Below are 12,013 nucleotides of genomic sequence, written 5' to 3'. Positions count from 1 at the left end.
TGTGGTGACGCGCGTGCCGCGTCCGCGACACACCCGACCGCGGGGGTCGGAGCGACAAAGACGAAGACAAAGAGAAGGACGTAGCGAAGCGATGGCGGGACAGAAGATCCGCATCCGGCTGAAGGCCTACGACCACGAGGTCATCGACAGTTCGGCGCGCAAGATCGTCGAGACGGTGACGCGTACTGGTGCGAAGGTTGCTGGCCCGGTGCCGTTGCCGACGGAAAAGAACGTGTTCTGCGTCATCCGCTCGCCGCACAAGTACAAGGACAGCCGCGAGCACTTCGAGATGCGCACCCACAAGCGGCTCATCGACATCATCGACCCCACGCCGAAGACCGTCGACTCGCTGATGCGCCTCGACCTGCCGGCCGGTGTCGACATCGAGATCAAGCTCTGAGGGACGCGAACAGCCAATGAGCAAAACCAAGAACACGCGCGGTCTGCTGGGCACCAAGCTCGGCATGACCCAGACCTGGGACGAGAACAACCGTGTCGTCCCCGTCACCGTGATCCAGGCCGGCCCGTGCGTGGTGACCGAGGTTCGTACCTCGGCCAGCCACGGCTACGACGGCGTGCAGATCGCGTTCGGCGACATCGACCCCCGCAAGGTGACCTCGCCGATGCGCGGCCACTTCGAGAAGGCCGGCGTGACTCCTCGCCGCCACCTGCTCGAGCTGCGCACCGCTGACGCCAGCGAGTACACGCTCGGCCAGGAGATCAAGGCCGAGGCGTTCGCCGCGGGCGAGATCGTCGATGTCTCCGCCACCAGCAAGGGCAAGGGCTTCGCCGGTGTCATGAAGCGGCACGGCTTCCACGGCCTGCGCGCCACCCACGGTGTGCACAAGAAGCACCGCTCGCCGGGTTCCATCGGCGGCTGCGCGACCCCCGGTCGCGTCTTCAAGGGCATGCGGATGGCCGGCCGGATGGGCAACGAGAAGGTCACCACGCAGAACGTGACGGTCCACGCGATCGACGTCGAGCGCGGCCTGGTCCTGCTCAAGGGCGCCGTCCCCGGCCCCAAGGGCGGCCTCGTGCTGATCCGCAACGCCGCGAAGGGAGCTACCAAATGAGCACCGTTGACGTCGTCGTCGTGAAGGGCGACAAGGTCAGCAAGAAGGGCTCCGCCGAGCTCCCCGCCGAGCTGTTCGACGTCCAGGTCAACATCCCGTTGATCCACCAGGTCGTCGTGGCCCAGCTGGCCGCCGCCCGTCAGGGCACCCACAAGGTCAAGCGCCGTGGCGAGGTGTCCGGTGGTGGCGCCAAGCCGTACCGCCAGAAGGGCACCGGCCGCGCCCGTCAGGGCTCGACCCGCGCGCCGCAGTTCACCGGTGGTGGCGTCGTCCACGGCCCCACGCCGCGTGACTACAGCCAGCGGACCCCGAAGAAGATGATCGCCGCCGCCCTGCGCGGAGCGCTCTCGGACCGGGCCCGTGAAGGCCGCGTGCACGTGGTCGACCAGTTCGTCGACGGCGACGTGCCCTCGACCAAGGCCGCGAAGGCCGTCCTCGCCGAGGTGACCGAGTTCCTCAAGGTGCTCGTGGTCGTCGAGCGCGACGACGACGTCTCGCTGCTCAGCCTGCGCAACGTGCCGACCGTGCACCTGATCGCGGCCGACCAGCTGAACGCCTACGACGTGCTGTGCAACGACGCGGTCATCTTCACCAGCAAGTCGCTGGAGACCTTCGTCGCCGGTACGCCCAAGGGCAAGTCCGTCAAGGCTGTCGCGACGTCGACCGAAGCCGAGCAGGAGGTAGAAGCATGAGCCACGGAGTCAACAAGGACCCGCGGGACGTGCTGCTGCGGCCGGTCGTGAGCGAGAAGAGCTACGGCCTGCTGGACGAGCAGAAGTACACGTTCGAGGTCGCCCCGGACGCCAACAAGACCGAGATCAAGCTCGCGGTCCAGAAGGTGTTCAAGGTCCGCGTGACCAGCGTCAACACGATCAACCGCAAGGGCAAGCGCCGCCGTACCCGTACGGGCTGGGGCAAGCGTCCCGACACCAAGCGAGCGATCGTCAGCCTTGCCGGCGACGACCGCATCGACATCTTCGGAGGCCAGTCGTAATGGGTATCCGCAAATACAAGCCGACAACGCCGGGCCGTCGTGGCTCGAGCGTGGCCGACTTCGTCGAGCTCACCCGTTCGACCCCCGAGAAGTCGCTGCTGCGTCCGCTGCCCAAGAAGGGCGGCCGGAACAGCTCCGGCAAGATCACCACCCGGCACCACGGTGGCGGTCACAAGCGGGCGTACCGCCTGATCGACTTCAAGCGGTACGACAAGGACGGCGTCCCGGCGAAGGTTGCCGAGATCGAGTACGACCCGAACCGCACCGCGCGGATCGCGCTGCTGCACTACGTCGACGGCGAGAAGCGCTACATCCTCGCCCCGGCCAAGCTGGAGCAGGGCACCATCGTGGAGAACGGCCCCGCGGCCGACATCAAGGTGGGCAACAACCTCCCGCTGCGCAACATCCCGGTCGGTTCCACCATCCACGCCGTCGAGCTTCGGCCCGGTGGCGGCGCCAAGATGGCCCGCTCCGCCGGCGCCAGCGTTCAGCTGGTCGCCAAGGAGGGCCGGATGGCCACCCTGCGGATGCCGTCCGGCGAGGTCCGGATGGTCGACGTGCGCTGCCGCGCCACCCTCGGTGAGGTCGGCAACGGCGAGCAGTCGAACATCAACTGGGGCAAGGCCGGCCGGATGCGCTGGAAGGGCAAGCGCCCGACCGTCCGTGGTGTCGCGATGAACCCGGTCGACCACCCGCACGGTGGTGGTGAGGGTAAGACCTCCGGTGGACGTCACCCGGTGTCCCCCTGGGGCCAGCCTGAGGGCCGCACCCGCGGCCGCAAGGAAAGCGACCGCATGATCGTCCGGCGCCGCAAGGCCGGCAAGAAGCGCTGATAGGAGCCGGACAGAATGCCACGCAGCCTGAAGAAGGGCCCGTTCGTCGACCACCACCTGCTCAAGAAGGTGGAGGTGCAGAACGAAAAGGGCACCAAGAACGTGATCAAGACCTGGTCGCGCCGATCCATGATCATTCCGGACATGATCGGCCACACGCTCGCGGTGCACGACGGCCGCAAGCACGTCCCGGTGTTCGTCACCGACGCGATGGTCGGGCACAAGCTCGGCGAGTTCGCACCGACCCGGACGTTCAAGGGTCACGAGAAGGACGACCGCAAGGCACGGCGTCGCTGACCCCGGTCAGTGACTACGCGCAAGCAACCTACGGAGAGATTCGAACATCATGAGCGTTCAAGAGCGTAGGGCCGTCAGTGCCCGTCGCGAGAGCCTGCTGGGCGAGGAGCCCGGGGCCTTCGCGGTCGCGCGCTTCGTCCGCGTGACGCCTATGAAGGCGCGCCGCGTGGTCGACCTGGTGCGCGGCATGGGCATCGACGATGCACTCGCCACTCTGAAGTTCGCCCCGCAGGCCGCTGCCGCGACCGTGTACAAGGTCGTCGACAGCGCCGCGGCGAACGCCGAGGGCACCGAGCACCTGAGCCGGGCCGACCTGGTCGTGGTGAAGGCCTTCGTGGACGAGGGACCGACGCTGAAGCGTCACCGCCCGCGTGCACAGGGCCGGGCCACCCGGATCGACAAGCGGACCAGCCACATCACCGTCGTGGTCGGCCCGAAGGTCGAGATCGCGCCGCCGGTCAAGAAGGCGGAGGCCAAGAAGGCCGAGGCCAAGACTGACGACGCCAAGAAGGCGCCGGCCAAGAAGGCCACTGCCAAGAAGGCGCCGGCCAAGAAGGCGACCGCCAAAAAGGCTGAGAAGAAGGAGACCCGATAGTGGGCCAGAAGGTTAACCCGCACGGGTTCCGACTCGGCATCAGCACGGACCACAAGAGCCGTTGGTACGCCGACAAGCTCTACAAGGACTACGTGGGCGAGGACGTCAAGATCCGTCGCCTGCTGAGCAAGGGCATGGAGCGCGCCGGCATCTCCCGCGTGGAGATCGAGCGCACCCGTGACCGGGTTCGGGTCGACATCCACACCGCGCGTCCGGGCATCGTGATCGGTCGCCGCGGCGCCGAGGCGGACCGGATCCGGGGCAGCCTCGAGGAGCTCACCGGCAAGCAGGTGCAGCTGAACATCCTCGAGGTCAAGAACGCCGAGGTCGACGCCCAGCTCGTCGCCCAGGGTGTGGCCGAGCAGCTGTCCGGCCGCGTGGCGTTCCGCCGCGCGATGCGCAAGGCGATGCAGACCACCATGCGTGGCGGCGCCCTGGGCATCCGGATCCAGTGCTCCGGTCGTCTGGGTGGCGCCGAGATGTCCCGGTCGGAGTTCTACCGCGAAGGCCGTGTGCCGCTGCACACCCTGCGCGCGGACATCGACTACGGCTTCTACGAGGCGCGTACGACCTTCGGCCGGATCGGCGTGAAGGTCTGGATCTACAAGGGCGACCTGGCCGGCACCCGCGCCGAGCGCGAGGCCCAGGCAGCTGCCCGCGCCGCGACCCAGCAGCGTGGCCGTCCGGCCCGCCGTGACGGTGGCGGTGGCGACCGCGGTGATCGTGGTGGCCGTGGCGGCGACCGTGGTGGCCGTCGCGATGGTGGCGCCCCCCGCAACGAGGCTCCGAAGGCCGAGGCGGCTCCGGCTGCCGACAAGCCGGCCGAGACGACCGGAACGGAGAGCTGAACCGTGCTCATCCCCCGTAAGGTCAAGCACCGCAAGCAGCACCACCCGAAGCGCTCCGGCGCTGCCAAGGGCGGCACCACGCTGGCGTTCGGTGACTTCGGTATCCAGGCGCTGGAGAACCACTACGTCACCAACCGGCAGATCGAGTCCGCTCGTATCGCGATGACCCGGCACATCAAGCGTGGCGGAAAGGTCTGGATCAACATCTACCCGGACCGCCCGCTGACCAAGAAGCCGGCCGAGACCCGGATGGGTTCCGGTAAGGGTTCGCCCGAGTGGTGGATCGCGAACGTCAAGACCGGACGCGTGCTGTTCGAGCTGTCCGGTGTTCCCGAGGACATCGCTCGCGAGGCCATGCGCCGCGCGATTCACAAGTTGCCGATGAAGTGCCGCTTCATCACCCGAGAGGCAGGTGAGAACTGATGGCTACCCTGACCGCCGCCGAACTGCGGAACCTGGGAAAGGACGAGCTTCTGGAGAAGCTCGGTAACGCCAAGGAGGAGCTGTTCAACCTCCGGTTCCAGGCTGCCACGGGTCAGCTGGAGTCCCACGGCCGGCTGCGCGCCGTCCGCAAGGACATCGCCCGCATCTACACGGTGCTGACCGAGCGTGCGCTCGGCATCACCGAAGAGGTCGACGCACCGGTGGCCGCGGCTGACGCCGATGACACCGCTGAAGAGACCGCGGACGACAGCGAGAAGGCTGGGAGCAAGGCATGACCGAGAATGCAGCGAAGGACGAGACCGTGAGCACGACCCCGCAGCGCAGCAGCCGCAAGACCCGTGAGGGCCTGGTGCTGAGCGACAAGATGGACAAGACCGTCACCGTCGAGGTCGAGGACCGGGTCAAGCACAAGCTGTACGGCAAGGTCATCCGTCGTACCAGCAAGCTCAAGGCCCACGACGAGCAGAACGCCGCCGGGATCGGCGACCGGGTCCTCCTGATGGAGACCCGGCCGCTGTCGGCGACCAAGCGCTGGCGGATCGTGGAGATCCTCGAAAAGGCGAAGTGAACCGCGGCGCCTCGCAGTACCCAATCGAAATCATTCGTTCCGCAAGGCTCACCGAGCGTGAGAACCAGCGAGACAACCAGGAGATCAACAGATGATCCAGCAGGAGTCGCGACTGAAGGTCGCCGACAACACGGGTGCCAAGGAGATCTTGTGCATCCGCGTTCTCGGTGGCTCCGGTCGGCGCTACGCCGGTGTCGGTGACACGATCGTCGCCACCGTCAAGGACGCGATCCCGGGCGGCGGCGTCAAGAAGGGCGACGTCGTCAAGGCTGTCATCGTGCGCACCGTGAAGGAGCGCCGGCGTCCGGACGGCTCCTACATCCGGTTCGACGAGAACGCCGCCGTGATCCTCAAGGCCGACGGTGAGCCGCGCGGCACCCGCATCTTCGGGCCGGTCGGCCGGGAGCTGCGCGAGAAGAAGTTCATGAAGATCATCTCGCTTGCTCCGGAGGTGCTCTGAGATGTCAGGTAAGCCCCAGCAGAAGGTGCAGCGTTCGCTGCACGTCAAGAAGGGTGATCTCGTCCGCGTGATCGCCGGCAAGTCCAAGGGCCTCGAGGGCAAGATCATCTCGGTCCTGCCCGAGGCCGAAAAGGTCATCGTCGAAGGCGTGAACCGGGTCAAGAAGCACACCAAGGTGCAGCAGGCCCAGCGCGGCGGCACCACGGGTGGCATCGTCACCCAGGAAGCCCCGATCCACGTCTCCAACGTGATGCTTCTGGTCGAGGTCGAGAAGGACGGCAAGAAGCAGAAGGTGACCACCCGCGTGGGTTACAACCGCGTCGAGGTGCAGAAGCGGCGCCCCGACGGCTCGACGTACACCGGTTTCCGGAGCGTTCGGATCGCGCGGCGTACCGGCGAGGAGATCTGATGACCACCGCAGCCCCCGAGGCGAAGACGTTGCCCCGGTTGAAGACCAAGTACCGCGAAGAGATCGTGGCGAAGCTGAACGAGGAGTTCAACTTCGAGAACGTCATGCAGGTGCCCGGACTCACCAAGATCGTGGTGAACATGGGTGTCGGCGAGGCGGCTCGCGACTCCAAGCTGATCGACGGTGCCATCAAGGACCTGGCCGCGATCACCGGCCAGAAGCCGTCGGTGACCAAGGCCCGCAAGTCGATCGCGCAGTTCAAGCTGCGTGAGGGCATGCCGATCGGCGCGCACGTCACGCTGCGCGGCGACCGGATGTGGGAGTTCCTGGACCGGTTGCTCTCGCTCGCACTGCCCCGGATCCGCGACTTCCGCGGTCTTTCCCCGAAGCAGTTCGACGGCAACGGCAACTACACCTTCGGTCTGACCGAGCAGGTGATGTTCCACGAGATCAACCAGGACAAGATCGACCGGGTTCGCGGAATGGACATCACCGTGGTGACCACCGCCAAGAACGACGACGAGGGGCGCGCGCTGCTGCGGCAGCTCGGCTTCCCGTTCAAGGAGAACTGACGTGGCGAAGACAGCACTCAAGGTCAAGCAGGCCCGGACGCCGAAGTTCGCGGTGCGTGGTTACACGCGCTGCCAGCGCTGCGGCCGGCCCAAGGCCGTCTTCCGCAAGTTCGGCCTGTGCCGGATCTGCCTGCGCGAGATGGCACACCGGGGCGAGCTGCCCGGCGTCACCAAGTCCAGCTGGTGACCATCCGCACTGCCAGCACGGTTCTTCTCACTACTCAAAATCTAGTCACCGTAGGTCGCCATGAGGCGAAACCACGGCGGGAAAGAGGCCCCAGGCCATGACGATGACCGACCCGATCGCAGACATGCTCACTCGTCTGCGCAACGCCAACCAGGCGTATCACGAGTCGACCCAGATGCCGTACAGCAAGATCAAGCAGGGCATCGCCGACATCCTCCAGCAGGAGGGTTACATCTCCTCCTACCAGGTGGAGGAGCCCAAAGAGGGCACCGTCGGCAAGACGCTCGTTGTTGATCTGAAGTTCGGCCCGAGCCGGGAGCGCTCGATCGCGGGCGTTCGCCGGATCAGCAAGCCCGGCCTGCGGGTGTACGCGAAGTCGACCAATCTGCCCAAGGTGCTCGGTGGCCTCGGCGTCGCGATCATCTCGACGTCGCAGGGACTCCTGACCGACCGGCAGGCCAAGAACAAGGGCGTTGGCGGGGAAGTCCTCGCCTACGTCTGGTGACGAAGAACCGGAAGGAGGACCACTCTCATGTCTCGCATCGGTAAGCTCCCGATCACGGTCCCGTCCGGCGTCGACGTCACGATCGACGGCCAGACGGTCACTGTGAAGGGCCCCAAGGGCCAGCTCTCGCACGTTGTTGCGGAGCCCATCGTGGTCGACCGCGACGAGGACGGCACGATCGCCGTCAAGCGTCCGGACGACCAGCGCAAGAGCAAGGAACTGCACGGCCTGTCCCGCACTCTGATCGCCAACCTGGTGACCGGCGTGACGGACGGCTACGAGAAGAAGCTCGAGATCGTCGGCGTCGGGTACCGCGTCCTGGCCAAGGGACCGACCCAGCTGGAGTTCTCGCTCGGCTACAGCCACACCATCACCGTGGACGCCCCTGAGGGCATCACGTTCGTGGTCGAGGCCCCGACGAAGTTCTCGGTGCAGGGAATCGACAAGCAGTCGGTCGGCGAAGTTGCCGCCAACATCCGCAAGCTGCGCAAGCCCGAGCCGTACAAGGGCAAGGGTGTGCGGTACGCGGGCGAGCAGGTGCGCCGCAAGGTCGGAAAGGCTGGTAAGTAATGGCGATCGGATTGCGTCACAACAAGCACTCCGCCAAGAAGACCTCTTCCCGGCTGCGTCGCCAGATCCGCGTCCGCAAGAAGGTCAACGGCACGGCCGACCGGCCGCGCCTGGTGGTCAGCAAGTCGTCGAAGCACCTGTTCGCTCAGGTCATCGACGACGTCGCCGGCGTCACGCTGGTCTCGGCTTCCACGATGGAGGCCGACCTGCGCGGTGCGGAGGCGAACAAGACGGACAAGGCCAAGACCGTGGGCGGTTTGATCGCCGACCGCGCCAAGGCCGCTGGCATCGACGAGGTCGTCTTCGACCGCGCCGGGAACAAGTACCACGGCCGGATCGCGGCCCTGGCCGACGCCGCCCGTGAGGGCGGCCTCGGCTTCTGACATGGCGACACAAAAGGAAGAAGGTAGTTCGAAATGAGCGGAGGCCAGCAGCGTCGCGGAGGCGGCGCCGGTGGTGAGCGCCGTAACCGCGACGGTGGTCGTGGTGCGGCAGCTGACAAGACCGCCTACATCGAGCGCGTGGTAGCCATCAACCGTGTCGCCAAGGTCGTGAAGGGTGGTCGTCGCTTCAGCTTCACCGCCCTCGTGGTCGTCGGCGACGGTGAAGGCACCGTCGGTGTGGGGTACGGAAAGGCCAAGGAGGTGCCCGCGGCGATCGCCAAGGGTGTCGAGGAGGCCAAGAAGTCGTTCTTCAAGGTGCCGAGGATCCAGGGCACCATCCCGCACCCGGTCCAGGGCGAGAAGGCCGCAGGCGTTGTGATGCTGCGTCCGGCCGCTCCCGGTACCGGTGTGATCGCGGGTGGCTCGGCGCGCGCCGTACTGGAGTGCGCCGGGATCCACGACATCCTGAGCAAGTCGCTGGGGTCGTCCAACGCCATCAACGTGGTTCACGCCACCGTTGCGGCGCTGCAGTCCCTGGAGACGCCGGAAGCCGTGGCCGCGCGCCGTGGCATGCCGGTCGAGCACGTCGCCCCGGCGGCGCTGCTGAAGGCGCGGGCGGAGGGGATCTCCTGATGGCACGCTTGAAGGTGACCCAGACCCGTTCCGGCATCGGTGGCAAGCAGAACCAGCGGGACACGCTGCGTACCCTGGGCGTCAAGCGGATCGGCGACACCGCCGTCCACGAGGACCGGCCCGAGGTTCGCGGAATGGTCCGTGCGGTTCGCCACCTCATCACCGTCGAAGAGGTTGACTGACATGGCGCTCAAGGTTCATCACCTGCGTCCGGCGCCCGGAGCCAAGACCGCCAAGACCCGCGTTGGTCGTGGTGAGGGCTCCAAGGGCAAGACGGCCGGCCGCGGTACCAAGGGCAGCAAGGCCCGTAACAACATCCCCGAGAACTTCGAGGGTGGCCAGATGCCGTTGCACATGCGGCTCCCGAAGCTGAAGGGCTTCAAGAGCAGGAACCGAGTGGAGTTCCAGGTCGTTAACCTGGACAAGCTCGGACAGCTGTTTCCTGACGGTGGCGAGATCGGCGTAGCCGACCTGGTCGCCAAGGGCGCGGTCCGTGACAGTCTCCCGGTGAAGGTGCTGGGCGACGGCGAGCTCACGGTTGCTCTGCAAGTTTCGGTGCACAAGTTCTCGAAGTCCGCCAAGGAGAAGATCGCGGCGGCCGGAGGAACCACTACCGAGGTGTGAGTACCCAGGGCTCGTGCGAGCCAGCGCTTGTATATTGTGCGCTGGAGTTCGGACGGGCCCTGGTTCGTCTCTTGCCCAGCTGCTTTGCTAGTGCCCTGCCCTGCCCGGGGCAAGGAAAACATGTGGGAGGACAGGGTGTTAGGCGCCTTTGCCAACGCGTTCAAGACTCCGGACCTGCGCCGGAAGATCTTGTTCGTGCTCTTCATCGTCGTGATCTTCCGGATCGGCTCCGTCGTGCCGGCACCTGGCGTCAACGTCAAGTCGCTGCATACCTGCATTGACGTGGGTAAGAACGGCGCGAACGCGAACCTGTACAACCTGATCAACCTGTTCTCCGGTGGGGCACTGCTGCAGCTCGCGATCTTCGCGCTGGGCATCATGCCGTACATCACCGCCAGCATCATTCTGCAGCTGCTCACCGTGGTCATCCCGCGGCTGGAGTCGCTGAAGAAGGAGGGCCAGGCGGGCCAGACCAAGATCACCCAGTACACCCGCTTCCTGACCGTCGGACTGGCGATCCTGCAGGCGACCGCGTTCGTCGCGCTCGCCCGCACCCCCGGCCGGCTCTTCCAGGGCTGCAGCGAACCGCTGCTGTACAAGGACGGCTGGTTCCCGGTCGTCGTGATGGTGCTCACCATGACCGCCGGTACCGGTGTGGTGATGTGGCTGGGTGAGCTGATCACCGATCGCGGTGTCGGCAACGGCATGTCGATCCTGATCTTCACCCAGATCGTCGCCACCTTCCCGACCCAGCTGTGGAGCATCCGCAAGTCGAAGGGCATCGGCACCTTCATCGTCGTGCTCGTCATCGGGTTGGTGATCATGGCCGCGGTCATCTTCATCGAACAGGCGCAACGCCGGATCCCGGTGCAGTACGCCAAGCGGATGGTCGGCCGGAAGATGTTCGGCGGCACCTCGACGTACATCCCGCTGAAGGTGAACCAGGCCGGCGTCATCCCGGTCATCTTCGCCTCGAGCCTGCTGTATCTGCCGGTGCTGGTCAGCCAGTTCCGGCAGGACAAACCATGGGCGCAGTGGATCCAGGGCAACCTGGTCAAGGGCGATCACCCGATCTACATGGTGACGTATGTCGCCCTGATCATCTTCTTCACGTACTTCTACGTCTCGATTACCTTCAATCCGAAGGAAGTTGCAGACAACATGAAGAAGTACGGCGGCTTCATTCCCGGGATCCGGGCGGGCCGGCCGACCGAGGAGTACCTCTCCTACGTTCTGTCCCGCATCACGTTGCCCGGCGCGATCTACCTGGCGATCATCTCGATGATTCCGCTGGTCGCCCTCGTCCTGCTCAACGCCAGCCAGAACTTCCCGTTCGGTGGTACGTCGATCCTGATCATGGTGGGCGTCGGTCTGGACACGGTGAAGCAGATCGAGTCGCAGCTGCAGCAACGTAATTACGAAGGGTTCCTGCGCTGATGAGAATGTTGCTGATGGGTCCGCCCGGAGCGGGTAAGGGTACGCAGGCAAAGGTGCTTGCGGACCGGCTCGGGATCCCGGCCGTATCCACCGGCGACATCTTCCGCGCGAACGTGAAGGACGAGACCCCGCTGGGTCTCGAGGCGAAGCGGTACATGGACGCGGGCAACTACGTCCCCGACGAGGTCACCAACGCAATGGTGCGCGACCGGTTGTCGGAGGCGGACGCGGGTGAGGGCTTCCTGCTCGACGGGTACCCGCGGACGCTGCCGCAGGTCGGCACGCTGGACGACATCCTGGCCGAGCACGGCCACCAGCTGGACGCCGTGGTCGCGCTGGTCGCGGACACCGACGTACTGGTCGACCGGATGCTCAACCGGGCCAAGGTGGACGGGCGCAGCGACGACTCCGAGGATGTCATCCGGCATCGCCAGGAGGTCTACACCGCCGAGACCAAGCCGCTGCTGCGGGTGTATGCCCAGCGCGGCCTGCTGGTCGAGGTGGACGGCGTCGGCGAGATCGAAGAGGTCAGCGAGCGAGTGCTCACTGCGTTGAAAACCCTGGAAGGTTAAGAGCAGTTC

23 protein-coding genes are annotated in these 12,013 nt (G+C 66.0%); all 23 read left to right on the top strand.

The window, feature by feature from the left end; genetic code table 11:
• The first annotated feature begins 91 nt into the window (after window positions 1-91).
• The 23 genes from rpsJ (at window position 92) to ABD768_RS11250 (ending at window position 12,004) form a co-directional block, all read left to right on the top strand.
• Window positions 92-400, top strand: a complete 309-nt coding sequence (gene rpsJ / locus ABD768_RS11360) for a 30S ribosomal protein S10 (protein ID WP_343976410.1) — start codon at window positions 92-94, stop codon at window positions 398-400.
• A 16-nt stretch (window positions 401-416) separates the two neighbouring features.
• On the top strand, window positions 417-1,073 hold the full coding sequence (gene rplC, locus ABD768_RS11355; RefSeq protein ID WP_343976413.1) for a 50S ribosomal protein L3: 657 nt from the start codon (window positions 417-419) through the stop codon (window positions 1,071-1,073).
• Window positions 1,070-1,765 carry a 50S ribosomal protein L4 gene (gene rplD / locus ABD768_RS11350; protein ID WP_343976416.1) on the top strand — a complete coding sequence of 232 codons (696 nt, stop codon included), beginning with the start codon at window positions 1,070-1,072 and terminating at the stop codon, window positions 1,763-1,765. Before rplC ends, rplD begins: the two co-directional genes overlap by 4 nt.
• On the top strand, window positions 1,762-2,067 hold the full coding sequence (gene rplW / locus ABD768_RS11345) for a 50S ribosomal protein L23 (RefSeq protein WP_112243217.1): 306 nt from the start codon (window positions 1,762-1,764) through the stop codon (window positions 2,065-2,067). Before rplD ends, rplW begins: the two co-directional genes overlap by 4 nt.
• A complete protein-coding gene (rplB, locus tag ABD768_RS11340) occupies window positions 2,067-2,900 on the top strand; it encodes a 50S ribosomal protein L2 (protein WP_343976421.1) in 834 nt (277 codons plus the stop codon). Before rplW ends, rplB begins: the two co-directional genes overlap by 1 nt.
• A gap of 15 nt (window positions 2,901-2,915) precedes the next feature.
• Window positions 2,916-3,197, top strand: coding sequence for a 30S ribosomal protein S19 (rpsS, locus tag ABD768_RS11335; RefSeq protein ID WP_020388105.1), 282 nt, complete (start codon window positions 2,916-2,918; stop codon window positions 3,195-3,197).
• A gap of 49 nt (window positions 3,198-3,246) precedes the next feature.
• A complete protein-coding gene (gene rplV / locus ABD768_RS11330) occupies window positions 3,247-3,792 on the top strand; it encodes a 50S ribosomal protein L22 (RefSeq protein WP_425552157.1) in 546 nt (181 codons plus the stop codon).
• Window positions 3,792-4,640 carry a 30S ribosomal protein S3 gene (gene rpsC, locus ABD768_RS11325; protein WP_343976424.1) on the top strand — a complete coding sequence of 283 codons (849 nt, stop codon included), beginning with the start codon at window positions 3,792-3,794 and terminating at the stop codon, window positions 4,638-4,640. Before rplV ends, rpsC begins: the two co-directional genes overlap by 1 nt.
• Before the next feature lie 3 nt (window positions 4,641-4,643).
• A complete protein-coding gene (gene rplP, locus ABD768_RS11320; protein ID WP_343976427.1) occupies window positions 4,644-5,063 on the top strand; it encodes a 50S ribosomal protein L16 in 420 nt (139 codons plus the stop codon).
• Window positions 5,063-5,359 carry a 50S ribosomal protein L29 gene (rpmC, locus tag ABD768_RS11315; protein WP_343976429.1) on the top strand — a complete coding sequence of 99 codons (297 nt, stop codon included), beginning with the start codon at window positions 5,063-5,065 and terminating at the stop codon, window positions 5,357-5,359. The genes rplP and rpmC overlap by 1 nt, the downstream gene beginning before the upstream one ends.
• Window positions 5,356-5,652: a 30S ribosomal protein S17 gene (gene rpsQ, locus ABD768_RS11310; RefSeq protein ID WP_343976432.1), complete on the top strand. Its 297-nt coding sequence runs from the start codon at window positions 5,356-5,358 to the stop codon at window positions 5,650-5,652. The genes rpmC and rpsQ overlap by 4 nt, the downstream gene beginning before the upstream one ends.
• A 91-nt stretch (window positions 5,653-5,743) precedes the next feature.
• Entirely contained in the window at window positions 5,744-6,112 is a 369-nt protein-coding gene (gene rplN / locus ABD768_RS11305; protein ID WP_020388099.1) for a 50S ribosomal protein L14, read from the top strand.
• A 1-nt stretch (window position 6,113) separates the two neighbouring features.
• Window positions 6,114-6,521, top strand: a complete 408-nt coding sequence (gene rplX / locus ABD768_RS11300; protein WP_343976436.1) for a 50S ribosomal protein L24 — start codon at window positions 6,114-6,116, stop codon at window positions 6,519-6,521.
• Complete coding sequence (rplE, locus tag ABD768_RS11295; protein WP_343976439.1) at window positions 6,521-7,093, top strand: 50S ribosomal protein L5; 573 nt, start codon at window positions 6,521-6,523, stop codon at window positions 7,091-7,093. Before rplX ends, rplE begins: the two co-directional genes overlap by 1 nt.
• A gap of 1 nt (window position 7,094) precedes the next feature.
• Window positions 7,095-7,280, top strand: coding sequence for a type Z 30S ribosomal protein S14 (locus tag ABD768_RS11290; RefSeq protein WP_132167346.1), 186 nt, complete (start codon window positions 7,095-7,097; stop codon window positions 7,278-7,280).
• 97 nt (window positions 7,281-7,377) lie between these two features.
• Window positions 7,378-7,785 carry a 30S ribosomal protein S8 gene (gene rpsH, locus ABD768_RS11285; protein WP_164598719.1) on the top strand — a complete coding sequence of 136 codons (408 nt, stop codon included), beginning with the start codon at window positions 7,378-7,380 and terminating at the stop codon, window positions 7,783-7,785.
• Between the two features lie 27 nt (window positions 7,786-7,812).
• On the top strand, window positions 7,813-8,355 hold the full coding sequence (gene rplF, locus ABD768_RS11280) for a 50S ribosomal protein L6 (RefSeq protein WP_343976443.1): 543 nt from the start codon (window positions 7,813-7,815) through the stop codon (window positions 8,353-8,355).
• On the top strand, window positions 8,355-8,738 hold the full coding sequence (gene rplR / locus ABD768_RS11275; protein WP_020388094.1) for a 50S ribosomal protein L18: 384 nt from the start codon (window positions 8,355-8,357) through the stop codon (window positions 8,736-8,738). The genes rplF and rplR overlap by 1 nt, the downstream gene beginning before the upstream one ends.
• A 33-nt stretch (window positions 8,739-8,771) precedes the next feature.
• Window positions 8,772-9,371 (top strand): 30S ribosomal protein S5, encoded by a 600-nt coding sequence (gene rpsE, locus ABD768_RS11270; RefSeq protein ID WP_343976447.1) that lies wholly within the window; start codon window positions 8,772-8,774, stop codon window positions 9,369-9,371.
• Window positions 9,371-9,553 (top strand): 50S ribosomal protein L30, encoded by a 183-nt coding sequence (gene rpmD / locus ABD768_RS11265; protein WP_328329386.1) that lies wholly within the window; start codon window positions 9,371-9,373, stop codon window positions 9,551-9,553. The genes rpsE and rpmD overlap by 1 nt, the downstream gene beginning before the upstream one ends.
• A gap of 1 nt (window position 9,554) precedes the next feature.
• Window positions 9,555-9,995 carry a 50S ribosomal protein L15 gene (gene rplO, locus ABD768_RS11260; RefSeq protein ID WP_343976453.1) on the top strand — a complete coding sequence of 147 codons (441 nt, stop codon included), beginning with the start codon at window positions 9,555-9,557 and terminating at the stop codon, window positions 9,993-9,995.
• A gap of 135 nt (window positions 9,996-10,130) precedes the next feature.
• The gene (secY, locus tag ABD768_RS11255; RefSeq protein WP_343976456.1) at window positions 10,131-11,432 is read left to right on the top strand and encodes a preprotein translocase subunit SecY; all 1,302 of its coding nucleotides are present in this window, start codon (window positions 10,131-10,133) and stop codon (window positions 11,430-11,432) included.
• Complete coding sequence (locus ABD768_RS11250) at window positions 11,432-12,004, top strand: adenylate kinase (RefSeq protein ID WP_343976459.1); 573 nt, start codon at window positions 11,432-11,434, stop codon at window positions 12,002-12,004. The genes secY and ABD768_RS11250 overlap by 1 nt, the downstream gene beginning before the upstream one ends.
• Window positions 12,005-12,013 lie beyond the last annotated feature (9 nt).

The sequence above is a fragment of the Kribbella ginsengisoli genome (assembly GCF_039537185.1).
Lineage (GTDB): Bacteria > Actinomycetota > Actinomycetes > Propionibacteriales > Kribbellaceae > Kribbella > Kribbella koreensis.
The sequence above is the reverse complement of the archived record's forward strand: the minus strand, read 5'-3'. Positions and strand labels throughout refer to the sequence as shown.

Bases quoted from the DNA above. Each gene is read 5' to 3' on its own strand.
- rpsJ (WP_343976410.1), top strand. From the start codon at position 92: ATGGCGGGACAGAAGATCCGCATCCGGCTGAAGGCCTACGACCACGAG.
- rplC (WP_343976413.1), top strand. From the start codon at position 417: ATGAGCAAAACCAAGAACACGCGCGGTCTGCTGGGCACCAAGCTCGGC.
- rplD (WP_343976416.1), top strand. From the start codon at position 1,070: ATGAGCACCGTTGACGTCGTCGTCGTGAAGGGCGACAAGGTCAGCAAG.
- rplW (WP_112243217.1), top strand. From the start codon at position 1,762: ATGAGCCACGGAGTCAACAAGGACCCGCGGGACGTGCTGCTGCGGCCG.
- rplB (WP_343976421.1), top strand. From the start codon at position 2,067: ATGGGTATCCGCAAATACAAGCCGACAACGCCGGGCCGTCGTGGCTCG.
- rpsS (WP_020388105.1), top strand. From the start codon at position 2,916: ATGCCACGCAGCCTGAAGAAGGGCCCGTTCGTCGACCACCACCTGCTC.
- rplV (WP_425552157.1), top strand. From the start codon at position 3,247: ATGAGCGTTCAAGAGCGTAGGGCCGTCAGTGCCCGTCGCGAGAGCCTG.
- rpmC (WP_343976429.1), top strand. From the start codon at position 5,063: ATGGCTACCCTGACCGCCGCCGAACTGCGGAACCTGGGAAAGGACGAG.
- rpsQ (WP_343976432.1), top strand. From the start codon at position 5,356: ATGACCGAGAATGCAGCGAAGGACGAGACCGTGAGCACGACCCCGCAG.
- rplN (WP_020388099.1), top strand. From the start codon at position 5,744: ATGATCCAGCAGGAGTCGCGACTGAAGGTCGCCGACAACACGGGTGCC.
- rplX (WP_343976436.1), top strand. From the start codon at position 6,114: ATGTCAGGTAAGCCCCAGCAGAAGGTGCAGCGTTCGCTGCACGTCAAG.
- rplE (WP_343976439.1), top strand. From the start codon at position 6,521: ATGACCACCGCAGCCCCCGAGGCGAAGACGTTGCCCCGGTTGAAGACC.
- rpsH (WP_164598719.1), top strand. From the start codon at position 7,378: ATGACGATGACCGACCCGATCGCAGACATGCTCACTCGTCTGCGCAAC.
- rplF (WP_343976443.1), top strand. From the start codon at position 7,813: ATGTCTCGCATCGGTAAGCTCCCGATCACGGTCCCGTCCGGCGTCGAC.
- rplR (WP_020388094.1), top strand. From the start codon at position 8,355: ATGGCGATCGGATTGCGTCACAACAAGCACTCCGCCAAGAAGACCTCT.
- rpsE (WP_343976447.1), top strand. From the start codon at position 8,772: ATGAGCGGAGGCCAGCAGCGTCGCGGAGGCGGCGCCGGTGGTGAGCGC.
- rpmD (WP_328329386.1), top strand. From the start codon at position 9,371: ATGGCACGCTTGAAGGTGACCCAGACCCGTTCCGGCATCGGTGGCAAG.
- rplO (WP_343976453.1), top strand. From the start codon at position 9,555: ATGGCGCTCAAGGTTCATCACCTGCGTCCGGCGCCCGGAGCCAAGACC.
- ABD768_RS11250 (WP_343976459.1), top strand. From the start codon at position 11,432: ATGAGAATGTTGCTGATGGGTCCGCCCGGAGCGGGTAAGGGTACGCAG.